Below are 22,382 nucleotides of genomic sequence, written 5' to 3' on the forward strand. Positions count from 1 at the left end.
CGTTGCGACCCCAGTGAGACGATCAACATTGAGTGATCAACGTTGCCCCGGCAGGATTCGGGCTGGTCACACCCCGGATCTGGTGGAATTGACCGGCGTTGACGCCCGGATCGTGGCAGGGTGAGGAGATGAAGAGGACCGCACCGATCCTGACCATCGCGCTGCTCGCCGCCGGTTGCGGTTCGAGCACGACGAGCAACGACGGCACCACGCCGGGAGTCGACCTGACCGAGCCGTCCGACACCACGTTGCCGGCGAGCGACACCACGGTGGTCGACACGGCGCCGACGACCGACGACGTGCCGACGACCGACTCCGCCGTTCCGGTGTCCGAGCCGCCGGTCACCACCGCGCCGGTCACCGAATCGCTCCCTCCGGCCACCGACGTGCCGGCGCCCGACACCACGGCCGCTCCAGCGCCGCCTGTCAGCGTTGCCCCCACCTCCGAGACGGCGGTGGTCTACGGCGGTGGCACCGACGGGATTCCGTGGGCGCCGCTCGGCTGGTGGGACGGCTCGGCGTGGAACCCGGCCGGCTACGCCGAAGACGGCTCGATCATCCCGGTGCCGGCCCCCACGATCTCGTCGGTCGCCGCGACCAGCCTCGACCTGCCCGACGGGCCTGGCCAGGTGCTCACCGGCCTGGCGCTCGGCGCCGACGACTACTACTGCGTCGGTGACGAGACGGGCCCGTTGATCGACCTCGGCACCACCATTCCCGACACGCCCGTGAGCCTCGGCTACGACGCGCTCGCCGTCACGGCCGACTGGCCGTTGCAACCTCGCCCGGTCACCCAGGTCGGCGTCGAGAACCCCGAGTACCAGGCCGTCGGTGCCGGTCTGGTCGACGCTCCCACCGCCGCTGCGGGTCTGGTGAGCCAGGTGGTGCGAGCCGATCTCGACGGCAACGGTGTGGAGGAAGTGCTCGTCACCTACGAATACCTCACCGAGACCAACTTCGGGGCCGAGAACGACTTCTCGGCCATCTACCTGCGCACGCCATCGGCCGACGGCTCGGTCACCGATCGCCTGGTCGTCGAGTACGTGCTCGGCGACCCCGTCGACTTCCCGACGGTGGGGCGGTTCACGATCGCCGCGGTGGCCGACCTGAACGGCGACGGCGTCATGGAAGTCGCGACTCGCAACCAGTTCTGGGAGTCGGCGGGCATCACGATCTGGGAGTTCTCCGACGGCGTGCTGTCGGAGATCGGCGGCGGCGGTTGCGGCGTCTGAACCGATCGTCGGCTCACTGACCAGCGCGGCGCCGGCCCCGGCGATGGCGCTGGGCGAGCGTCAGAACGGGCTGTTGCCGTGCTTGCGTTCGACGAGCTGCTCGCGCTTGTCGGCCAGGATGTCGAGCGCCGATGCGATCGACGCCCGGGTCTCGGCAGGGTCGATCACCGCGTCGATGAAACCCCGCTCGGCAGCGACATAGGGGTTGAGCAGGCGCTCGGTGTAGTCGGCCTCGAACGCCGCCTTCTCCTCGGGGGTCGCCCGTCGAGCCAGGATGGCCGCCGCTTGCCCGGCGCCCATGACCGCGATCTCCGCCCACGGCCAAGCAAGACACAGGTCGTTACCCATCGTCTTGGAGTCCATGACGATGTACGCACCGCCGTAGCTCTTGCGCAGGATGATGCAGATACGCGGCACGGTCGCTCGGGCGTAGGCGTACACCAACTGCGCACCGTGGCGAATCATGCCGCGCCACTCGAGGTCTTTGCCGGGGTAGAAGCCCGGCGTGTCGACCAGCGTGATGATCGGCAGGTTGAACGCATCGCAGAACGCGACGAAACGAGCCGACTTCTGCGACGCCGGGATGTCGAGTGTGCCGGCGAGCGACATCGGTTGGTTGGCGACGATGCCGACCGGTCGACCGTCGATGGTCGCGAACGCGGTGACGACGTTGGCCGCCCAGCGATCACGCAGCTCGAGCAGGGAATCCTCGTCGACGATCTCGGCGGCGACCTTGCGGACGTCGTAGCTGCCGGTGGACGACTCGGGGATCTGCGCTCCGGCTTCGGGGCACGGCCGATCGGCCGGGTCGAACAGCGGCCAGCGAGGGGGTTCCTCGTCGACGTTGTTCGGCAGGTACGTGAGCAGTTCTTCGGCCGCGGCGATGGCCGCTTCGCGGTCGGGCACGACCGACGTGGCGACGCCGGTGTAGCGGGCGTGGTTCGAGGCGCCGCCGAGTTCGTCGCTGGTGATGGCGACGCCGGTGAACTGTTCGACCATCGTCGGGCCCTGCACGAACGCCGCGCTGCGCTCGGTCATGATCGTGAAGTCGGCGATGCCGAGCAGGAGCGCCGAGCCCGACACCGCCGGTCCGTCGACGACCATGATCGTCGGGATGATGCCGGAACAGGCGGTCAACGCCGCGGCGACGCGACCCCAGCCGTGCAGCGCCGGAACGCCTTCGACGATGTCGGCGCCGCTCGACGCCATGACGACGACCAACGGCACCCGCTGATCGAGCGCCGCTCGGATACCGCGCTCGAGTTGCGTCGAGGTGCCCGACGACATCGAGATGTTGGAATCATCGTTGTCTTCGAACTCGACCCAGATCACGGTTCGCTCGCCGAGATCGGAGTCGCTCTCGAGGGAGCGGACTTCGCTCTGCGCCCGACTCGGGACGAATCGGTTGAGTCCGAATGCTTCTTGCGGTTCGACGAGGGACATCGACGGCAACCGTAGTGCCTGTTCGGCCACGCGCCAGCGTGCCCGGCGCCGAAGCGCGTCGGGTCAGGCTCTCGTCGACAGGGGAGCGGCCGTCTCGAGGTGGACGCCGGGCTGGAGCTCGCCTTCGGCTTCGATCACCGAGCGGAGCGTGTTGAGCGTTGCGAGCGTCGGCGCGCTGGCGCTCGGACGACGGCGACGCACCGAGGCGACGACGCGTCGGGGCAAGCCAGGCACGTTGATGCGGCGGAACGATCCGGTCAGCCAGGTCGGGATCGCCGTTGCGGGGACGATCGCCGCGCCGAATCCGTCGATCGCCAGCGATGCCATCAGGCGGGCGCCGTCGATCTCGGCCTGCGGACGCAGATGGATGCGGTTCGCTGCGGCCGATCGTTCGAGCACGCGACGCAGCGCGGAGCCCGTCGGGGGCAGCAGGAGCGACATGTCGTCGAGTTCGGTGATCTCGACGGTGTCGCGGTCGGCGAGTAGATGCGTGTCGGCGACGAGCAGGATGAGATCTTCGGCGAAGAGCGGCTCGACCACGAGCTCGGGATCGTCGATCGGGAGGTGCACGATCGCCGCGTTGAGCTCGCCCGACACCACGTTCGGCACCAGCGACGAGGTGGAGCCCTCCTGGACGATCGTGCGGACGTTCGGGTGGTCGTGCGACAACTGATTGAGCAGCGCCGGCATCAGCCAACGGGCGGTGGTGCCGATGACGCCGACACGGGCCTGACCCGACACGTTGGCGTGCCGACTGGTCATGTCGGCGGCGATGTCGTCGATTTCGTTGAGGACCCGGCGGGCTCGTTCGACGACTCTGGCGCCGTCTTCGGTGAGGCCGCCGTGCACTCGGTCGACGAGGCTCACGCCCAGTTCCTTCTCGAGCCTCGACACGTGCGCCGAGACGTTGGACTGCACGGTGTAGAGGGCTCGGGCAGCCGCCGAGAACGTACCGTGATCGGCGATTGCGACGATCGCAGACAACTGGCGGACATCCATCTCTAAAAACGATAGCAAGTATCTTCAAGTTCTGCTTGTCAGATGCCTTCGGGCAGTGCATACTTGTCCATGAGCTTGTGATTCCGATCACTAACTCCACATATCGCAGTGACAACACCCCCCATGTTGCACTCGAGAGGCATCCACATTCCGATCCCCCATCGGAGGATGTCCTCAGGTCGAGAGGCCCTGATCTTCGGATCGGGGCCTTTCCCGTTTTCGTCACGTGTGGGACGCTCCGAGTCGGTCGCTTCGCTCCCTGTCGCTCCCGCGGGTCGATGATGGCGCGAGGTCCGGCATCACTCGGGTGTCGCGCGGGTGATCTCTGTTCCGACGTCATGTCTGGGGCGCTCCGAGTCGGTCGCTTCGCTCCCTGTCGCTTGGGCTCGCTGCGCTCGACGTGACGTCGGCGGAACGGGCTGCTGCTGCGGGTCTCGGTGGTTTCTCTCGGACCTGGTCAAGGGAATCGGGGTCTGTCTGGGACGTGGGTGGCTCGTCTAGGTTGGCCTGGTGACTACTCGGGGTGCTGCTTTCTTTGATCTGGATCGGACGTTGTTGGCGGGGGCGTCGGGCGAGGTGTTCTCCCGGGTCATGCATCGGGCCGGCCTGTCCTCGGGGCCGTTCCCCGGCGAGAAGCTGCTGTTCGGGCTGTTCAACACGATCGGCGAGACGCTGCCGTCGATGGCACTCGCTCGCCAGGCGGTCAACCTCGCCAAGGGCCGCTCCCAACGCGTCGTGCACGAGGCGGCGGAGTCGGCCGTCCCCGAGCTGCTCGCGCTCGTGCAGCCATTCGCCGAGCAGGCTTTTCGGTCGCACCGCGACGCCGGGCGGCCGATCGTGCTGGCCACCACCACGCCGTACGACATGGTCAAGCCGTTCGCCGACGCCCTCGGCCTCGACGACGTCGTCGCCACCCGGTACTCCACCGACGGCGACGGCAACTACGACGGAACGCTCGACGGGCCATTCGTCTGGTCGGCCGGGAAACTCGACGGCATCCGCGCCTGGGCCGACGCCCACGACGTGGCACTCGACGAGAGCTGGGCATACTCCGACAGCTACTACGACGCCCCGATGCTCGACGCGGTCGGCAACCCCGTCGTGGTCAATCCCGACCCCCGCATGGTGCTCATGGCAGCAGCTCGCCGATGGCCCACGCTCAGCCTCGACGTGTCGCCCGGCGTCGTCAAGATCCCCGTCGTCGGCCTCGAAGTGCAAGAGCTCGCCATGCGCTTCGCCAAGCCTGCCGCCTACCCGTACGCGCGATTCGAGTTCGCGCACGTCGATCGCATCCCCGCCACCGGGCCGGCCATCCTCGTGGCCAACCACCGGAGCTACTTCGACGTCGCTGCGATGTCGCTCGTGATCGCCAAGAGCGGTCGACCGGCGCGGTTCCTCGGCAAGAAGGAAGTGTTCGACGCTCCGATCGTCGGTCAGATCGCCGCAGCCATGGGCGGCATCAGAGTCGACCGGGCCACCGGATCCGACGAGCCACTCGAAGCCGCCGCCGAAGCACTCGCCGGCGGCGAGATGGTGGCGATGATGCCCGAGGGCACGATCCCTCGCGGCCCAGCGTTCTTCGAACCGAAGCTGCGCGGCCGCTGGGGTGCCGCCCGCCTCGCGCAGATGACCGGCGCACCCGTCGTGCCGGTCGGAATGTGGGGCACCGAGAAGGTCTGGCCGCGCTCGAAGCGGCTGCCGAACATGCTCGCACTCACCAATCCGCCCACCGTGAGCATCAGCGTCGGGCCGGAGGTGACGCTCAAGCACAAGTCGCTCGACGCCGACACGAAGCGCATCATGAAGGCGATCTCGGCGCAGCTCCCCGACGAAGCGCGCACGAAACGAACACCCACGCGCGAACAGCTCGTGGCGACGTTCCCTCCCGGCTACAAAGGCGATCCCGAGCAGGAGTACGTACGCCGCCCCGGCGAGGACTGACCAGCAACGGACCCGACGGCAGGGGAGCGGCCGGGCACATCCGATTGGCTTGGCTCGCGCCGCCACGTCAGGCAGGATGCAGGCATGTCGAAACTGCCCGCACCGGCCGACCTGCTGCCGCACCGCCCGCCGTTCCTGCTCGTCGACGAACTCGTCGCGCTCGATCCACCCGAGTCGGCGACCGGCATCTGGCGGCTCACCGGAGACGAGTACTTCTTCCCCGGGCACTTTCCCGGCCGCCCGACGCTGCCGGGCGTGCTGATGTGCGAGGCGATCGCTCAGGTCGGGGCGTGCGCCGTGCTGGCTTCGGAGGCCCACGCCGGCAAGCTGCCGCTGTTCGGCGGGCTCGACAAGGCCCGGTTCCGACGCCAGGTCGTGCCCGGCGACGAACTGCTCATCGAAGTCGAGCTCGGCCGGCTCTCGGCGCGCGCCGGCAAGGGCAGCGGACGTGTCACCGTCGACGGTGAGCTCGCCACCAGTTGCGACCTGATGTTCGTGTTCGCCGACGCGTGAGCTACGACGTCGTCCTCTTCGATTTCGACCACACCCTGCTCGACTCCGACGCATCGCTCGCCGGTGCGTTCGAACAGTCGATGCGGTCGGCTGGAGTCGTCGACGCGGCGGCGATCGCCGGGCACTACGCCGACTTCGACCGCATCAACCAGGCGCTGTGGCGCCAGGTCGAAGCGCAACAGATCAGCCCGAACGACGTGAAGGTCCGCCGCTTCGAGCAACTCATCGAGGTGCTCGAACTCGACGCCGATGCACACGAGATGGCCGACGCATTCGTCGAGGGCCTCGTCGCCTGTGGCGAACTGTTCGACGGCGCGATCGACCTGCTCGACGATCTTGCTGCTCGCAGCCGTCTCGGCATGGTCACCAACGGCATCGGCCGCGTGCAGCGCGGTCGCCTCGCTCGGCTCGGGCTGAGTGACCACTTCGACGCCGTCGTGATCAGCGGTGAAGTGGGCGCCAGCAAGCCGGGGCCGGCGATCTTCGACGTCACGTTCGAAGCGATGGGGGTGAGCGACCGGTCGAGTGTGCTGATGGTCGGCGACAGCCTGCCGAGCGACATCCTGGGCGCTGCGAACGCCGGGATCGCCAGCGCCTGGTTCAACCCGATGGGGCACCAGGCCAACCCCGACATTCCCGCCACGCACGAGGTGCGCGACCTACCGGAGATCAGCCCACTCGTCTGACGCCCGTGTTTCCTTCGGACCAGGTCCGAAGGAAACACGGGTCGGTCAGGACGTGGTCAGGCCGGTGGAGCGATGACGATGGAGCCGTTGTGGCCGCCGAACCCGAAGTTGTTCGAGATCGTGGGGCCGGGCTCCCAGCCGCGCGCCGCACCCGTGACGAGATCGATGGACATCTCGGGGTCGGCTTCCGTCGTGTTGGCCGTCGGCGGGATCTGACGCTTCTCGAACGACAGCAGCACCGCTGCGGCCTCGAGGGCGCCCGCTGCACCGAGCGCGTGGCCGGTGACCCCCTTGGTCGACACCACCGGAACCGCTCGCTCTCCGAACACCGTGGTGATCGCGTCGGCTTCGGCAGCGTCGTTCAACGGCGTCGAGGTGCCGTGCGCATTGACCTGCTTGATGTCGCCAGGCTGCAAGCCGGCTTCGTCGAGCGCCTGATGCATGCACGAGATCGCGCCACGTCCGCCGGGTGCGGGAGCGGTGATGTGGTGAGCGTCGGCGTTGCTCGCACCGCCCATGACCTCGCCGAGGATCGTCGCACCACGCGCTTCGGCGATGCTCCACTCCTCGAGGATGAACACGGCCGCGCCTTCGCCCATGACGAAACCGTCACGGTCGGCGGCGAACGGCATGCTGACACCGGACGACGACAGCGCCGTCATGTTGCGGAAGCCGGCGAGCGACGTCGCCGTGCCCGCACTCTCGGAGCCACCGCTCGCCGCGGCGTCGATGATGCCCCACTTGATGAGGCGTGCGGCGTAGTTGAGCGCGTGCGTTCCGGCAGCACACGCGGTCGTGATCGTCTCGCTCTGTCCCTGCAGGTTGTACCGCATCGACACGGCCGCGCCCGAGGCGTTGGCCATCATCATGGGCACCAAGAACGGCGAGACGCGTCGCTCACCCTTCTCGTGCAGCGTCAACACCTGCGCTTCAAGCGTGTGGAGTCCGCCGATGCCGGTGCCGAAGATCGTGCCGAAACGGCCCGGCTCGACGCCGATGGCATCGACGCCACCGGCCTGCTCGAACGCCTCGGCGGACGCGGCGAGCGCGAACTGCTCGACGCGGTCAGCACGGCGAGCATCCTTGGCGTTGTCGAAGTACGGAGCCGGGTCCCAGTCGGTCAGCTCGATGTGCTGGCCGCCGGTGGCGCCCGGCCCGTTGAGGCCGGACCAGTAGTTCTCCGTGCCGATGCCTGCCGGCGCGACGACACCGAATCCGGTGATCGCGACCCGCCGAGACCCGGTCGAGCCGCTCGACATCAGACTTTCGCAGCGACGAGGTCGTAGGCGGACTGAACGGTCTCGACGCCTTCGAGTTCTTCTTCCGGCACCTCGATGTCGAACTCTTCTTCGAGTGCCATGACGAGTTCGACGAGGTCGAGGCTGTCGGCGTCGAGATCGTCACCGAACTTCGCGTCGGGAACGACGGCGCTCTCTTCGACCGAGAGCACCTCGACGGCGCACTTGCGGAAGCGGGCGAACAGTTCTTCGTTGTTTTCGGTACTCATTGGAGTTCTCCAGTGTTTGGCTTGAGGTGGATTGTAGAGGGTGGAACCTGGTGACTCGCGGTGCTCGGCACCAGGGGCGATGTCGGTACCGGTCGCGGCGCGTCAGTGACCCATGCCCAGGCCGCCGTCGACGGGAATGACAGCGCCGGTGATGTAGGCCGCGTCGGGCCCGGCGAGGAAACTGACCACGCCGGCGATCTCGTCGGGGGTGGCCATGCGAGCGAGCGGCACGGCCGCGGTGATGCCTGCGAGTTGGTCGTCGCTCAGTGCTGCGGTCATGTCGGTCTCGACCGGCCCCGGAGCGACGACGTTGACGGTGATCGAACGCGAACCGAGCTCGCGAGCCAACGATCGGGCGAAGCCGACCAGACCCGCTTTCGACGCCGAGTAGTTCGACTGCCCGGCCTGGCCGAGCATGCCGACGACCGACGACATCAGGATGATGCGACCCGACCGTGCTTTGAGCATGGCCTTCGCCGCCCGCTTGGTGACGCGGTACGACGCAGTGAGGTTGGCGTCGAGGACGGTGGCGAAGTCGTCTTCCGACATGCGCAGCAACAGGCCGTCTTTGGTGACGCCGGCATTCGACACGAGGACCTCGACCGGGCCGCCGAAGTGCTCCTCGACCGCAGCGAACGCGGCGTCGACCTTTGCGGTGTCGGTGACGTCGCACTTGACGCCGAAGAAGCCGTCGGGCGGGGGAGAGGAGTTGTAGGTCACGGCCACGCGGTCGCCCTCGGCGGCGAACCGGTGGGCGCATGCCAGGCCGATCCCGCGCGAGCCGCCGGTGATGAGGACGACACGCCCTGTGGTTGATTCGGTCATGATCGTGCCTCCGTCATGCTGGGAGTTCTGTCGCGTCGGGCATCCATCGGACGACCGCACTGGCCGCCGTCATGCCCGCACCGAAACCGACGAAGAGGATGAGGTCGCCGGGGTCGACACGACCCTCGTCGAGTGCTTCGGCGAGGGCCATCGGCACGGACGCCGCCGACGTGTTGCCGGTGCGGTGCAGGTTGACCATCGCCTTCTCTTCGGGGATGCCGATGCGTTCCATCGCCGCGCTGATGATGCGGATGTTTGCCTGGTGCGGGATGACGAGCTTGATGTCGTCGGGCGACACGCCGGCGGCCTCCATCGACTTGTTGCCCGAGTCGACCATGATCCGCACGGCTCGACGAAAGACCTCGCGGCCTTCCATCTCGAGCGTGCCACCGATCTCGCAGTAGAGCGCGCTCTCGGCTTCGCCGATCGAGTCGAGGTCCCATCCGAGCAGTTGGCCGGGGCCTTCGACCGCTTCGAACACGGCCGCGCCCGATCCGTTGCCGAAGAGGATGCCCGTGTTGCGGTCGGTGTAGTCGGTGATCCGGTCGAGCGTGTCGGTGCCGATGACGAGCACCTTGCGTGCGCCCATCGCGATGAGGCCGTGCGCGTTGACGAGTCCGTAGACCCAGCCCGAACACGCCGCGTTGAGGTCGGAGGCGCCGCAACTCAATCCAAGGCCGAGTTGCACGCTCGATGCGGTGGCGGGCACGTGCCGATCGGGGGTGGTGGTCGCGAGGATCAGCGCGTCGATCTCGGACGGGTCGACACCAGCCATCTCGAGTGCCGCCCGACCCGACTGGATCGAGAGCTCGGACGTGGAGCCGCCGACGTGGCGCTCGTGGATGCCGGTGCGTTCACGGATCCACTCGTCGTTGGTGTCCATGGTCTTCTCGAGGTCGGCGTTGGTCACCACCTTCTCGGGGAGGAACGCTCCCCAACCGGTGATGACCGCTCCTCGAACTCCGGGTGGAATGGCGGGCATTGCTCGACTCCTCGTCGTCCGATGTTCTCAGTGCGTGCGCAGCCAGGCGATGGGCTGGCGCATGGTGACGCGCTCGGTGTCGACGGCGATGAAGCTCTGGAGCACTCCGGCGAACGGTGAGCGGACCTCGTTGTCGCCGACGTGGCCGATGATCGACCCGACGTCGATGCTGGTGCCTTCGCCCATGTCGGCGATCGGCGTGAAGATCCCGGCTGCGGGGCTCACCACGAGTCGCTCGGCGGCGAACAGGTGCTCGCCGTCGAGTTCGGGAAGCGCCGGGGTGGCCGATCCGGCGTCGACCCAGTCGAGCAGTTTGTCGAGGTCGTCGGGTGTGGCGACCGAGATCGTGCGGCACCCGTCGACGGTGCGTTTGGCCATGCCGGTGAGCACGCCACCGGGTCCGAGTTCGGCGAAGTCGGACACGCCGGCGTCGGCCAGCGCGAGGAGGCTGTGCTTCCACCGCACGGGGCTCGACAGTTGCGCCGACAGCAGACTCGACCATTCCGAACCGCGGTCGTGCGGGGCGGCGTCGACATTGGAGACGACCGGGATGTCGGTGTCTCGGGGCTCGGCAGCGGCGATGGCGTCGCGCAGACGGTCGCGAGCAGCGGTCATGAAGGGCGTGTGGAACGCTCCCGAGACGGGCAGTCCCATGACGCGCTTCGCGCCGAGCTCCTTGGCGTGCGCCGACGCGGCGTCGACGCCTTCGGGCGACCCGGCGATGACGACCTGGCCGGGGGCGTTGTAGTTGGCGACCCAGACATCGGCGTCGGCGAGGTTGCAGGCGACGCCGACCTGATCGTCGTCGAGCCCGAGCACGGCCGCCATCGTGCCGGGACGAGCGAGGCCGGCGTCGTGCATCGCTGCAGCGCGTGCGCTGACCAGACGGACGCCGTCGTCGAACCCGAGCGCGCCCGTGGCGGTGAGCGCCGTGTACTCGCCGAGGCTGTGACCGGCGCAGAAACTGGCGTCGATGCCGATGCGCTGGACGGCGTCGAGCACCATCAGGCTGGACACGAACGTGGTGAGCTGAGCGTTGCGAGTGTCTTTCAACTCGTCGGCGTCGGCGTCGCAGAGCAGCGCACCGACGTCGCGGCCGGCCACCTCGCTTGCTTCGTCGACGAGCTCCCAGCTCTCGTGTTCTTGCCAGGGGCGCCCCATCCCGGGCCGTTGTGATCCCTGTCCGGGAAAGGTGAATGCGAGCATCACCGGCGAATCTAGACGAGTCGACACCCAAGAAAATCCTTACCGATGGGTAACTCTGCTGAGCCCCACGTCACGATCACTTCCGCGATCTCTGCTGCGATCTGTTCCTGGCGCCGATCGTCCTCGCGAGTCTGCGACGTGGACCGATAACATCGGGAAGCTCACGCCCCGGTAGCCCAATTGGCAGAGGCAACGGTCTCAAACACCGTCCAGTGTCGGTTCAAGTCCGACCCGGGGTACACAGCGAATCCAGCGCCCGCTGGCCGTCGACCGCTCACCCCGAGCACGAGTCGACCCGCCCGCCGCCACACCGCCACCGGTGTCGCCCGCCCCATCCTGCGCCGGCCCGAGGATGATTCCTGCCCAGGCAAATTGTCGTCGCGTGAGGATGATTTTTGCCCAGGCCGATTGTCGTCGCGTGGGGGTGATTTTTGCCCAGGCCAAATGTGGTCGCGTGGGGGTGACTTTTGGCCAGGCTCGATGTGGTCGCTGCGTGGGGAGGGGAGTGGATCTGGGATGCTCGGGGGATGGCAGCAGCGTTCGATCCGACCATCGGCAGGAAGACCTGGCGTTCGCTCGAGGCGTACCACGGGGCGATCTACTTCGCTCCCGAAGCCGCCGAGGCGTACGCCGCGGTCGGTGTCGACGACCGCATGACCGGCTACTTCGCGTCGCGCTCCGCGGCGATGGGTGCCGTGACCGCCGACGTCGTGATCGCCACCTTCTACAACTTCAACCACGACCTGATCCGCCGCAGCATGGCCGACGTGTGGAACGTGGTGACGCCCACCGACCTCGTCGCCGCTCGATTCCGGGCCGCCGATGCGATGATCCGTCGTCTCGTCGACGCAGCGGACCTCGACTCGGCCGAGATGCGACGAGCTGCGACCATTGCTCGTCGTGCCGCCGAGGCCGCGTGTGAACAGCCGCACGGACGCCCGCTGTTCGCCGCCAACGCCGGACTCGACTGGCCCGACGAACCGCACATGGTGCTCTGGCACGCCCAGACCCTGCTGCGCGAATTTCGCGGCGACGGGCACCTCGCCGCGCTGGTGGCGGCTGATCTCGACGGCTGCGAAGCGCTCGTGACTCACGGTGCCGCCGGCGACGTCCCCGCATCCATTCTGAAGGCATCGCGGCAGCGCACCGACGACGAGTGGGCGGCTGCGACCGAATCGTTGCAGGCACGCGGGTGGCTCGACGCCGACGGGGCGTTCACCGAGGCCGGACGACAAGCCCGCGCCGACATCGAGACGACGACCGATCGAATGGCTGCAGCGCCGTACGCGGCGATCGGCGACGCGCGGTGCGCCGAACTCCGAGACCTCGTCCGGCCCTGGAGCGCGGCCATGGCGTCGGTGTTCGGCCGCTGAGGTTCGTCGGCCGTCGACGGCTGGTGTGCTCGCTCTGAGTTCGGGGTCGCCGGCGACGCATCCGAGGCGTGTGAGCCGAACTGCGAATCGATGCCGCCAGTCGCGCAACCGATCGATCTAGCCTGGTGAACGTGGGCAACCGACTGATCGAGCGACGCCTCTCGAAGACCGGAACGCGACTCAAGTCGCTGCGCGCCGAACTCGAGGTGATCGACGAACAGATCCGGCACCTCGGCGACGACGCCGAAGACCAGGCGATCCGTGCGCTCGTGTCGGAAACGCCCGGCGCGGGCGCCGAAGCCCGCGACGCTCAGCGTCACGTCGACGCGATGCGCAAGCACCGTGAGCACGTGCTGACCGAGATCGGCGAGTTGCAGACTCGCCAAGACGAACTCCTCGATCAGCTCACGACGTCTCGCTGACCCGTCCCACGCTGCGTTCGACCCGAGGTCGGCGTACACGTATCGGCGCGGAGTGTCTCCGAACCCCAGGAGAGGCGCTATAACTCATGCCATGTCCCTGCGCGTCGTGATAGCCGAAGACGAAGCCATCATCCGGATGGATCTTCGCGAAACGCTCATCGAAGAGGGGTACGACGTCGTGGGTGAGACCGGGCGCGGCGACACGGTCGTCGACCTGGTCCGGGAGACCAAACCCGACCTGGCGATCCTCGACATCAAGATGCCGGGTGCCGACGGTCTCGAAGCCGCTCGAACGATCAACGCCGAACGCCTCTGCGGTGTGCTGATGCTCACCGCGTTCAGCCAGCGCGAGGTCGTCGAGGAAGCCCGTGACGCCGGGGCACTCGCCTTCCTGGTCAAGCCGTTCCAGAAGTCCGACCTCATTCCGGCGATCGAAGTCGCGATGGGTCGCTTCCGCGAACTGCGCGGTCTCGCCGGCGATGTCGACACGCTGGGCGAACAACTCGAATCGCGCAAGGTCATCGACCGCGCGAAAGGCGTCTTGATCGACGAACTCTCGATGACCGAAGGCGACGCGTTCGGGTTCATCCAGAAGACCGCGATGAGCGAGCGCAGCCGCATGAAAGACGTCGCCGACCGCATCCTCGACGGCTCGCTCCGCCCCGAAACCGACTGACCGAACATCAACCGAACGCAGCCGCTGGTCGTAACCCGGCTCGGCGGCCGCACCACGAACGGAGACAACGTGGGCACCCATCTTCTCGTCGACGGCAACTCGTTGACCTACCGGGCGTTCTTTGCGCTGCCGACCGACATGGCGACCGCGAGCGGTCAGGTCACCAACGCCGTGTTCGGCTTCACGTCGATGCTGGCGTACGTGCTGAACGAGCAACAACCCGAAGGCATCCTCGTCGCGTTCGACCGTCCCGAGCCGACGTTCCGGCACGAGGCCGAACCCGAGTACAAGGCGCAGCGCGACGCCGCCCCCGACATCCTCCGTCAGCAGATGGGGCTCGTTCGTGAGGTGCTCGAAGCGCTCGGCATCCAGACGATCGACAAGCCCGGTTGGGAAGCCGACGACCTGATCGCCACGAGCGTCGACGAACTCGTCGCGCGTGGCCACGACGTCATCATCGTCACGGGCGACCGCGACAGCTACCAACTGGTGAACGACGCCAGCAAGGTGCGCGTCATGTACAACAAGCGCGGCGTGAGCGACTACGCCCTCTACGACGAAGAGGGCATCGAAGGCAAGACCGGTGTCCGCCCCGAGATGTACGTCCAGTACGCGGCCCTCCGTGGCGACAACTCCGACAACCTTCCGGGCGTGCCAGGAGTGGGGGAGAAGACGGCGGCGAAGCTGATCAACAAGTACGGCGGCCTCGACGGCATCTTCGAGCACGTCGACGAGCAGACGCCGAAGCTGCGTCAGAACCTCACCGAGAACGAGGAGCGCGCCCGCAAGAACCTCGAGCTCATGTTGCTCCGCCACGACGCGCCGGTCGACGACGTCGATTTCGACGATCTCGTTCCGAAGCCGAACGGTGAGGAGATGAAGCGTCTGTTCGACTTCCTCGAGTTCCGTGCGCTGAGCGGCCGGATCGCCGGAGCCATCAACGCGATGGGCGCCCCGGTCGATCTCGGGCCAGAGGTCGAGCAGCAGGAGTTGGTCGCCGAGGTGACCGAGATCGAGTCGGCTGCCGACGCTGCAGCAGCGATCACCGCGGTGCCGGCGCTCGACGTCGCCGCACGTTGGGTGGGCGAGCCGGGCCGTTCGGAGCTGAGCGGGCTGGCGATCGTCACCGACGCCGAGTCGGCCGAGGTCGCCTGGATCCCCGGCGGCTTCCTCGCCGACCCGGCGGTCGACGCGGCGCTGGCCGCACACACCGACGTTCGCGGTCATCAGATCAAGCCGCTCATGCGGTCGCTGCTCGACCTCGACTGCTCCCTCGACGGCATCGCGCTCGACACGGCGATCGCCGCGTACCTGATCGATCCGGCCGAAGCGAGGTACGAGCTTCCCGACCTCATCGAGAAGTACACCGATTTCGCCCGCCCGAGCGACGATGCGGCGGGAAGCGGTCAACTCGACCTCGACGGCACCTCGATGTCCGATGCCGACCTGGCCGGGCGGGACGCACTCGCCGTCCACCACCTCGTCGAGCCGATCCGGGCGAGCCTCGACGCGCAGGGCATGGCCGAGCTGTACACGACGATCGAGAACCCGCTCGTGATGGTGCTCGCCAAGATGGAGCACATCGGCATCGCCGTCGACATCGAGGAACTCGAAGGGCTCAACAAGAAGCTGACCGACGAGGTCGAGTCGCTCGTCGCCGAGCTCCGCGAGGTCGCCGACATGCCCGACCTCAACCTCAACTCACCGAAGCAGCTCCGCGAGTTGCTCTACGACGTCAAGGGGTTGACGCCGATCAAGAAGACGAAGACGGGGCCGTCGACCGATGCGTCGACGCTCGAGAAGCTCGAGCACGAGTGGCCCGAGTTCCTCGCTCCGCTCCGTCGTCATCGCGAAGTCGAGAAGCTGCGTGGCACGTACGGCAAGGGGCTGCTCGCTGAGGTGGCCGCCGATGGTCGCATCCACGCGACGTTCAACCAGACCGTCGCCCGGACCGGACGACTGTCGTCCGACAAGCCGAACCTCCACAACATTCCGGTTCGGTCCGAGGAAGGTCGCCTGTTCCGGCGGGCCTTCGTCGCGTCGGAAGGCACCGAACTGCTCGTGGCCGACTACAACCAGATCGAGCTGCGCTGCATCGCTCATCTCGCGCAGGACCCCGGTCTGCTCGATGCGTTCAACAGCGGCCAAGACATCCACAACGCGACGGCGGCACGCGTGTTCGGCGTAGAGCCCGGCGACGTCACGCTCGACCAGCGTTCGAAGGCGAAGATGGTGTCGTACGGCCTGGCCTACGGCATGGAGGCCTACGGGTTGGCACAGCGCCTCAACATTCCGGTCGACGAAGCCGCGCCGATTCTCGACGCCTACTTCGTCGCGTTTCCGAACGTGAAGGCGTACATGGATCGCACGGTCGAGGAGGCGCGCGAGCGCGGCTACACCGAGACGCTGTTCGGTCGTCGCCGTCCGATTCCCGAGCTGATGAACTCGAACTTCCGGGTTCGCCAGGCGGGGGAGCGGCAGGCGATGAACGCCGGCATCCAGGGCTTGGCCGCCGACATCTTCAAGGTGGCGCTCGTCCGCATCGACCAGGCGCTCGTCGACGCGAAGAGCGAGCTGATCCTCCAGGTGCACGACGAGGTGCTCGTCGAGGTGCCGCCCGACGAGAAGGAGTCGATCGGCGATCTCGTCATCGAGTTGATGCACGACGCGGCCGAGCTCGACGTGCCGCTCGAAGTCAACGTGTCGTGGGGCCACACGTGGGCAGCGGCGAAGGGCTGACCGGACGGTTTGTCTCTGAGACAAACCGTCCGCGGGATCACTGGTTCGAAGATCTCGCCGATCACATGGGCGAGGCGTACCTGCGGTACTCGTTCACGAAGGGCACCGTGCAGGAGGTCGACCACATCGTCGAGGCGCTCGACCTGCAGCCCGGCGATCGCGTGCTCGACGTCGGCTGCGGGCCCGGTCGCCACAGCTACGAGTTGGCTCGGCGGGGCATCGAGGCACACGGCATCGACATCAGCGCGCGTTTCGTCGAGATCGCCCAGGCGTCGGCACCCAACGGTGCGACCTTCGAGCGGCTCGACGCCCGGGCGCTGGACTTCGACGCCTCGTTCGATGCCGTCGTCTGCCTGTGCCAGGGCGCGTTCGGCTTGATGACGGCGAGCGGCGACGACGACACGGTGGTCGCCGGAATGTCGCGAGCGCTGAAGCCCGACGGCCGACTCGCCCTGAGCGCGTTCAGTTCGTACTTCGTCGTGAAGCACTGGGAAGGTGCCGACTTCGACGCCGACACCGGCGTGAACCACGAGGAGACCGAAGTCCGCGACGCGAACGGTGTCGCCGTTCCGGCGGAGCTGTGGACCGGCTGCTACACGCCGCGCGAACTTCGGTTGCTGCTCGATCGCGAAGGCCTGCGTGTCGACTCGATCAGCAGCGTCGAACCCGGCGCGTACGGCGACGATCCGCCGACCGTCGACACCGCAGAGTTCCTGGTCCTCGCCACCAGAGCATGAACTGACAGCTGGCGCCGCGAGGCCTGCATCCGGCGCGCGGCCGGGTCAGCCGGCGGTGGGGGTGCCCTCGAGGCCGAGTTCGGCGATCGACGTCTCGCGCATCTCGATCTTGCGGATCTTGCCCGTGACGGTCATCGGAAACTCGTCGACGACCTTGACGTAGCGCGGCACCTTGAAGTGGGCGATCCGTCCGGAGCAGAACTCGCGCACCGCGTCGAGGTCGATCGAGGCGCCGGGACGCGGCTTGACCCACACCATGAGCTCCTCGCCGAATCGCTCGTCGGGCACGCCGATCGCCTGCACGTCCTCGATGTCGGGATGCGTGTAGAGGAACTCTTCGATCTCGCGCGGGTAGATGTTCTCACCGCCGCGGATCACCATGTCTTTGATCCGCCCGACGATGTTGACGTAACCGTCGTCGGCCATCACCGCGAGGTCGCCGGTGTGCATCCACCCGTCGGCGTCGATCGCGGCGGCGGTCTTCTCCTCGTCGTTCCAGTAGCCCTGCATCACCGAGTAGCCGCGTGTGCAGAACTCTCCGGTCTCGCCACGCGGCAACGTCTCGCCGGTCGAGGGGTCGACGACGCGGATCTCGACGTGCGGGTGCACCACGCCGACCGACTCGGTGCGGTGTTCGAGCGTGTCGCCGGGCAACGTCTGCGTCGACACCGGTGAGGTCTCGGTCATGCCGTAACAGATGCCGATGTCGCGCAGGTTCATTTCGCTGATGCAGCGCTTCATGACCTCGACCGGGCACAGCGAGCCGGCCATCACCCCGGTGCGCAGCGATGAGAGGTCGTAGTCGGTGAAGTCGTCGAGCGCCATCTCGGCGATGAACATGGTGGGCACGCCGTACAGCGCGGTGCATCGCTCGTCTTGCACCGCCTGCAGCACGGCTGCCGGGTCGAACGCGTCGCCGGGGATGACCATGGTGACCCCGCGCGACGTGCAGCCGAGGTTGCCCATGACCATGCCGAAGCAGTGGTAGAAGGGCACCGGGATGCACAGCCGATCGCCCGGCACCAACTCTTGCCCTCCGGTGACGAAGTAGCCGTTGTTGAGGATGTTGCGGTGGGTGAGCGTGGCGCCCTTGGGGAAGCCGGTGGTGCCGGAGGTGTACTGGATGTTGATCGGGTCATCGGGGTCGAGTTCGGCAGTGATCGCCCGGACGTCGGCGGATCGTGACTCGTCGCCGGCGCAGAGTTGCTCCCAGTCGTCGTCCCAGAAGAACACCGCCCGTTCGAGGGCCGGGAGGTCGGGGCGCACCGAGTCGGTCATCGCCCGATAGTCGGACGTCTTGAACTCGGGGGCAGCGATGAGCCAGCGGCAGCCCGACTGGTCGAGCGCGTAGGTCAGCTCGTGAGTGCGATAGGCCGGGTTGACGTTGACGAGCACCACGCCGAGCTCGGCGGTGGCGTACTGCACGAGCGTCCACTCGGCGAAGTTCGGGCTCCACAGTCCGACTCGGTCGCCGCGCCGGAGCCCGGCAGCCAGCAGCCCGGTCGCGAGTCGGTGCACGCGATCACCGAACTCGCTGTAGGTCCACCTGACGCCCTGATGGCAGGAGACCAGCGCCTCGCGGTCTCCGTGAGCGGCGACGGTCGCCGCCAGGTTGGTGGCGATGGTGGTGTCGAGGAGCGGGATGTCGGTCGGACCGGCCGCGATCGAGAGCTGTGACATGCGTCGCATTCTCGCGCATCGGTCTGGTACCGTTCGTCGTTCGGGGATCGGCCACGCTCGGTGGGACGGTTCTGCGGGGCTGCTGTTACCATTGCTCGTTGCGTTCTCGTCCCGAGACGCGCGCCAGGGTCCCATGACCCGGGCGTTCATCGATCCCTTCGAAAGCCGATTCTCTTGTCCGACACCTCTACCACCTCCGCATCGACCGAATCCCAGTTTGGAACGTTCGACGACGAGGGCAACTACACCCCGCGCGAGATCACCTCTGACGATCTCGGCATGTCCTTTGAAGAAGCCATCGAAGGAACGATGGTCCAAGTCGAAGACGGCCAGATGGTCAACGGCACCGTCGTCAAGATCGACAACGACGAGGTGCTGCTCGACATCGGCTACAAGAGCGAGGGTGTCATCCCGAGCCGTGAGCTGAGCATCCGCAACGACGTCGACCCGACCGAAGTGGTCAGCATCGGCGAAGTCATCGAAGCGCTCGTCCTCACCAAGGAAGACAAGGAAGGCCGTCTCGTCCTCTCCAAGAAGCGTGCGCAGTACGAGCGTGCCTGGGGCGACATCGAGGCGAAGAAGGAAGCCGACGAAGTCGTTTCCGGTCCGGTCATCGAAGTCGTCAAGGGCGGCCTCATCGTCGACATCGGCCTGCGTGGCTTCCTGCCCGCATCGCTCGTCGAACTGCGCCGTGTCCGTGACCTCGCTCCGTACATCGGCACGCAGGTCCACGCCAAGATCATCGAACTCGACAAGAACCGCAACAACGTGGTCCTGTCCCGTCGCGCCTACCTCGAAGAGAACCAGAAAGAGACCCGCGACCAGTTCCTCAACAACCTCAAGGTCGGCGAAGTCCGCGAAGGCACCGTCTCCTCGGTCGTCTCGTTCGGTGCATTCGTCGATCTCGGCGGCATGGACGGACTCATCCACGTGTCGGAGCTCTCCTGGAAGCACGTCGATCACCCGGGTTCGGTCGTCGCAGTCGGCGACCCGGTCAAGGTGCAGGTCCTCGACGTCGACTTCAGCCGCGAGCGCATCAGCCTCTCGCTGAAGGCCACGCAGCAGGATCCTTGGCAGGAATTCGCCGAAGGCCACCAGGTCGGTCAGCTCGTCTACGGTCGAGTCACCAAGCTGGTTCAGTTCGGTGCGTTCGTCCAGGTCGGCGACGGCATCGAAGGCCTCGTGCACATCTCGGAGATGTCGGCACACCACGTCGACAGCCCCGAGCAGGTCGTCACGCCGGGCGAAGAGCTGTGGGTCAAGATCATCGATCTCGATCTCGCACGTCGTCGTATCAGCCTGTCGATCAAGCAGGCCGCCGAAGGTGGCGAGCTCGCTGCCGAGTACCGCGAGCACTTCGAAGTCGACGCCGAGGGCAACTACGTCCAGGGCGAAGCATCGGCTGAAGCCGAAGCTGCCTGGAGCGAGTACTACGGCGACGGCGAAGCTGCTCCGGCAGAAGCCGCCACTGAAGGCACCGAGGCGCCGGCCGAAGCAGCCGCAGTCGAAGCACCTGCCGAAGAGGCAGCTGCCGAGGCTCCGGCCGCAGAAGCCACCGAGGAAGAGGCTCCGGCCGAATGATCCTCGGCGGTGCCCAGCACCGCCGAATCTGAAGTGAAAATGATGCCCGGCTCCTCGGAGTCGGGCATCATTCGTTTTCGTGATCGTCGTAGGACTGACCGGTGGCATCGGTGCCGGCAAATCAACCGTGTCGAAGCTGCTCGCCGAACGGGGGGCCGCGATCGTCGACGCCGACCAGATCGCGCGTGATCTGCAAGCGCCCGGTACTCCGGTGGTGCAGGCGATGGCCGAGCGCTTCGGCAGTCAGATCCTCGACGACGACGGTGCGTTGATCCGGCCCGAGGTGGCGAAGATCGTGTTCAGCGACGAGGCGGCGCTGAAGGACCTGAATGGCATCGTGCACCCGGCGATGCAGGCCGAGATCCAGCGGCAGATCGACCTGAACAAGGACACCGATCGCCTCGTGGTGCTCGACTTCCCGCTGCTCGGGGAGAACCCGAGGAAGGGACTCGCCGCGACGATCGTCGTCGACATCCCGTACGAGTTGGCCGTGGTGCGTGCCGTGGCGCGCGGGATGGACGAAGAGGACGTCCGCAACCGGATCAACAGCCAGATCACGCGCGAGAAACGGCTCGCAACGGCGACGCACGTGATCGACAACAGCGGTGATCTCGTCGACCTCGTCGCCCAGATCGATCGGCTGTGGGCCGAACTGATCGAATTGCCGCCGACCGACGGACCGGTCGGCGAGCCCGCCGAGCGTGAGTCATCCGACGGTGACAAGAGCGATGCACCGGCAGCCGATCAGGCGCCACGCACCTCCTGGGTCTTCGGATACGGCTCGTTGGTCAGTCCGGCGTCGATGGCTCGCACGATCAAGCGCGTTGCCGAGCCGGGGGTCGACTTCTTCGAGGCCGAACTCTCGGGATACGGCCGCCGCTGGAACTACGGCGTCGAGCACATCGTGGCGTCGTGGGAACTCGACGACGGGACCGTCGTCGACGACGGCGTGATCGTCGCGCTCGGGCTCGTCGAAGCGCCTGGCGAGACGGTCAACGGCGTGATCGCATCACTGTCGGCCGACGAACTCGCGTACCTCGACCGCCGCGAACGCAACTACGACCGGATCGACGCAACCGACATCATCACGACCGCTGCCGACACGAGCGATCCGATCTACGTGTACGTCCCACGGCGCAGTGCGATCGAGCGCTACGAGACGGCACGCGACGCCGGTACGGCCGGCGTCCGCCGGACGTACTGGGATCTCGTCGACGCAGCATTCGCGGAGTTCGGCCCGGAACAACAAGCGCAGTATCGAGCCACCACGCCGCCGCCCGACGTACCGCTCGTCGACGTCCTCTCGGCGAAAGAACGCTGACGGCAGGCCCGGCTCGACGGTCGGTGTCGGTGAACGCTCGATCGGTGGTCCGAACGCGACGATGCCGCCGGTCGGAGCCGGCGGCATCGCAGTGTTCGGGCTGACGTCGGGGTCAGCGGAAGTCGTCGAGCTCGGCGCCGATGTCTTCCGGCGTCGTGGGCGGAGCCCAGCGCTTGACGACGTCGCCGTCGCCGTTCACGAGGAACTTCTCGAAGTTCCAGGTGATGTCGGGGCTGTCACCGTCGCCGGGTTGAGCGTCCTTGAGCAGCGCGTAGAGCGGTGCCTGGTTCTCGCCGTTGACGTCGACCTTGGAGAACATCGGGAAGTCGACGTCGAACTTCGACGTGACGAACTCGAGGATCTCGGAGTCGGAGCCGGGTTCCTGCGCACCGAACTGGTTGCAGGGAATGCCGAGGACGACGAGGTCGTCATTGTCGTGATGAAGCGCACGCAGACCTGCGTACTGAGGCGTGAGGCCTCAAGCGCTCGCGACGTTGACGACCAGGACGAGCTTGCCCT

General features: G+C 67.1%; 19 protein-coding genes, 1 tRNA gene and 1 pseudogene. 12 read left to right on the top strand and 9 right to left on the bottom strand.

Annotation, left to right across the window (positions count from 1 at the left end):
* The first annotated feature begins 128 nt into the window (after nt 1-128).
* A complete protein-coding gene (locus YM304_RS22405; protein ID WP_015441685.1) occupies nt 129-1,232 on the top strand; it encodes a hypothetical protein in 1,104 nt (367 codons plus the stop codon).
* 60 nt (nt 1,233-1,292) lie between these two features.
* Here YM304_RS22405 and YM304_RS10635 read toward each other — a convergent pair whose 3' ends face one another.
* Nucleotides 1,293-2,675 (bottom strand): acyl-CoA carboxylase subunit beta, encoded by a 1,383-nt coding sequence (locus tag YM304_RS10635; RefSeq protein ID WP_015441686.1) that lies wholly within the window; start codon nt 2,673-2,675, stop codon nt 1,293-1,295.
* A 63-nt stretch (nt 2,676-2,738) separates the two neighbouring features.
* Complete coding sequence (locus YM304_RS10640; protein ID WP_015441687.1) at nt 2,739-3,674, bottom strand: LysR family transcriptional regulator; 936 nt, start codon at nt 3,672-3,674, stop codon at nt 2,739-2,741.
* A gap of 510 nt (nt 3,675-4,184) precedes the next feature.
* Here YM304_RS10640 and YM304_RS10645 point away from each other — a divergent pair.
* From YM304_RS10645 to YM304_RS10655, 3 genes are all read left to right on the top strand, one after another.
* A complete protein-coding gene (locus tag YM304_RS10645) occupies nt 4,185-5,615 on the top strand; it encodes an HAD-IB family hydrolase (protein WP_015441688.1) in 1,431 nt (476 codons plus the stop codon).
* 84 nt (nt 5,616-5,699) lie between these two features.
* Nucleotides 5,700-6,128: a 3-hydroxyacyl-ACP dehydratase FabZ gene (gene fabZ / locus YM304_RS10650; protein WP_015441689.1), complete on the top strand. Its 429-nt coding sequence runs from the start codon at nt 5,700-5,702 to the stop codon at nt 6,126-6,128.
* Nucleotides 6,125-6,814 carry a YjjG family noncanonical pyrimidine nucleotidase gene (locus YM304_RS10655; protein ID WP_015441690.1) on the top strand — a complete coding sequence of 230 codons (690 nt, stop codon included), beginning with the start codon at nt 6,125-6,127 and terminating at the stop codon, nt 6,812-6,814. Before fabZ ends, YM304_RS10655 begins: the two co-directional genes overlap by 4 nt.
* 56 nt (nt 6,815-6,870) lie before the next feature.
* Here YM304_RS10655 and YM304_RS10660 read toward each other — a convergent pair whose 3' ends face one another.
* From YM304_RS10660 to fabD, 5 genes are all read right to left on the bottom strand, one after another.
* Nucleotides 6,871-8,073 (bottom strand): beta-ketoacyl-[acyl-carrier-protein] synthase family protein, encoded by a 1,203-nt coding sequence (locus YM304_RS10660; RefSeq protein ID WP_015441691.1) that lies wholly within the window; start codon nt 8,071-8,073, stop codon nt 6,871-6,873.
* The gene (gene acpP / locus YM304_RS10665; RefSeq protein ID WP_015441692.1) at nt 8,073-8,321 is read right to left on the bottom strand and encodes an acyl carrier protein; all 249 of its coding nucleotides are present in this window, start codon (nt 8,319-8,321) and stop codon (nt 8,073-8,075) included. Before acpP ends, YM304_RS10660 begins: the two co-directional genes overlap by 1 nt.
* 102 nt (nt 8,322-8,423) lie before the next feature.
* Nucleotides 8,424-9,146 (bottom strand): 3-oxoacyl-ACP reductase FabG, encoded by a 723-nt coding sequence (fabG, locus tag YM304_RS10670; RefSeq protein ID WP_015441693.1) that lies wholly within the window; start codon nt 9,144-9,146, stop codon nt 8,424-8,426.
* A gap of 13 nt (nt 9,147-9,159) precedes the next feature.
* Entirely contained in the window at nt 9,160-10,128 is a 969-nt protein-coding gene (locus tag YM304_RS10675; protein ID WP_015441694.1) for a beta-ketoacyl-ACP synthase III, read from the bottom strand.
* A 27-nt stretch (nt 10,129-10,155) separates the two neighbouring features.
* A complete protein-coding gene (gene fabD / locus YM304_RS10680) occupies nt 10,156-11,334 on the bottom strand; it encodes an ACP S-malonyltransferase (protein ID WP_051071397.1) in 1,179 nt (392 codons plus the stop codon).
* Nucleotides 11,335-11,499: 165 nt separating this feature from the next.
* Between fabD and YM304_RS10685 the strand changes: the two genes are divergently transcribed.
* The 6 genes from YM304_RS10685 (at nt 11,500) to YM304_RS10710 (ending at nt 17,281) form a co-directional block, all read left to right on the top strand.
* Nucleotides 11,500-11,573, top strand: a tRNA-Leu gene (locus YM304_RS10685).
* Between the two features lie 288 nt (nt 11,574-11,861).
* A complete protein-coding gene (locus YM304_RS10690) occupies nt 11,862-12,707 on the top strand; it encodes an SCO6745 family protein (RefSeq protein ID WP_015441696.1) in 846 nt (281 codons plus the stop codon).
* 131 nt (nt 12,708-12,838) lie between these two features.
* Nucleotides 12,839-13,129, top strand: a complete 291-nt coding sequence (locus tag YM304_RS10695; RefSeq protein WP_154723407.1) for a hypothetical protein — start codon at nt 12,839-12,841, stop codon at nt 13,127-13,129.
* A gap of 91 nt (nt 13,130-13,220) precedes the next feature.
* The gene (locus YM304_RS10700; RefSeq protein WP_041298193.1) at nt 13,221-13,805 is read left to right on the top strand and encodes an ANTAR domain-containing response regulator; all 585 of its coding nucleotides are present in this window, start codon (nt 13,221-13,223) and stop codon (nt 13,803-13,805) included.
* Nucleotides 13,806-13,874: 69 nt separating this feature from the next.
* Nucleotides 13,875-16,544: a DNA polymerase I gene (polA, locus tag YM304_RS10705; protein WP_015441699.1), complete on the top strand. Its 2,670-nt coding sequence runs from the start codon at nt 13,875-13,877 to the stop codon at nt 16,542-16,544.
* Between the two features lie 65 nt (nt 16,545-16,609).
* Complete coding sequence (locus YM304_RS10710; protein ID WP_015441700.1) at nt 16,610-17,281, top strand: class I SAM-dependent methyltransferase; 672 nt, start codon at nt 16,610-16,612, stop codon at nt 17,279-17,281.
* A 45-nt stretch (nt 17,282-17,326) separates the two neighbouring features.
* On the opposite strand, the gene YM304_RS10715 is transcribed toward YM304_RS10710, so the two are convergent.
* Nucleotides 17,327-18,970: an AMP-binding protein gene (locus tag YM304_RS10715; RefSeq protein ID WP_015441701.1), complete on the bottom strand. Its 1,644-nt coding sequence runs from the start codon at nt 18,968-18,970 to the stop codon at nt 17,327-17,329.
* 270 nt (nt 18,971-19,240) lie between these two features.
* Between YM304_RS10715 and rpsA the strand changes: the two genes are divergently transcribed.
* On the top strand, nt 19,241-20,542 hold the full coding sequence (rpsA, locus tag YM304_RS10720) for a 30S ribosomal protein S1 (RefSeq protein WP_051071573.1): 1,302 nt from the start codon (nt 19,241-19,243) through the stop codon (nt 20,540-20,542).
* Between the two features lie 79 nt (nt 20,543-20,621).
* Nucleotides 20,622-21,863 carry a dephospho-CoA kinase gene (gene coaE / locus YM304_RS23445; protein WP_015441703.1) on the top strand — a complete coding sequence of 414 codons (1,242 nt, stop codon included), beginning with the start codon at nt 20,622-20,624 and terminating at the stop codon, nt 21,861-21,863.
* A 112-nt stretch (nt 21,864-21,975) separates the two neighbouring features.
* Here the strand turns inward: coaE and YM304_RS25670 are convergent.
* Nucleotides 21,976-22,329, bottom strand: a pseudogene (locus YM304_RS25670) (glutathione peroxidase); the annotation flags it as partial.
* Between the last annotated feature and the right edge of the window lie 53 nt (nt 22,330-22,382).

Origin of the sequence: Ilumatobacter coccineus YM16-304 (assembly GCF_000348785.1) — a bacterium.
Classification (GTDB): Bacteria; Actinomycetota; Acidimicrobiia; order Acidimicrobiales; family Ilumatobacteraceae; genus Ilumatobacter_A; species Ilumatobacter_A coccineus.

Coding starts and splice junctions, on each gene's coding strand:
- YM304_RS22405 (WP_015441685.1), top strand. CDS start 129: ATGAAGAGGACCGCACCGATCCTGACCATCGCGCTGCTCGCCGCCGGT.
- YM304_RS10635 (WP_015441686.1), bottom strand. CDS start 2,675: ATGTCCCTCGTCGAACCGCAAGAAGCATTCGGACTCAACCGATTCGTC.
- YM304_RS10640 (WP_015441687.1), bottom strand. CDS start 3,674: ATGGATGTCCGCCAGTTGTCTGCGATCGTCGCAATCGCCGATCACGGT.
- fabZ (WP_015441689.1), top strand. CDS start 5,700: ATGTCGAAACTGCCCGCACCGGCCGACCTGCTGCCGCACCGCCCGCCG.
- YM304_RS10660 (WP_015441691.1), bottom strand. CDS start 8,073: ATGTCGAGCGGCTCGACCGGGTCTCGGCGGGTCGCGATCACCGGATTC.
- acpP (WP_015441692.1), bottom strand. CDS start 8,321: ATGAGTACCGAAAACAACGAAGAACTGTTCGCCCGCTTCCGCAAGTGC.
- fabG (WP_015441693.1), bottom strand. CDS start 9,146: ATGACCGAATCAACCACAGGGCGTGTCGTCCTCATCACCGGCGGCTCG.
- YM304_RS10675 (WP_015441694.1), bottom strand. CDS start 10,128: ATGCCCGCCATTCCACCCGGAGTTCGAGGAGCGGTCATCACCGGTTGG.
- fabD (WP_051071397.1), bottom strand. CDS start 11,334: ATGCTCGCATTCACCTTTCCCGGACAGGGATCACAACGGCCCGGGATG.
- YM304_RS10690 (WP_015441696.1), top strand. CDS start 11,862: ATGGCAGCAGCGTTCGATCCGACCATCGGCAGGAAGACCTGGCGTTCG.
- YM304_RS10700 (WP_041298193.1), top strand. CDS start 13,221: ATGTCCCTGCGCGTCGTGATAGCCGAAGACGAAGCCATCATCCGGATG.
- YM304_RS10710 (WP_015441700.1), top strand. CDS start 16,610: ATGGGCGAGGCGTACCTGCGGTACTCGTTCACGAAGGGCACCGTGCAG.
- YM304_RS10715 (WP_015441701.1), bottom strand. CDS start 18,970: ATGCGACGCATGTCACAGCTCTCGATCGCGGCCGGTCCGACCGACATC.
- rpsA (WP_051071573.1), top strand. CDS start 19,241: ATGTCCTTTGAAGAAGCCATCGAAGGAACGATGGTCCAAGTCGAAGAC.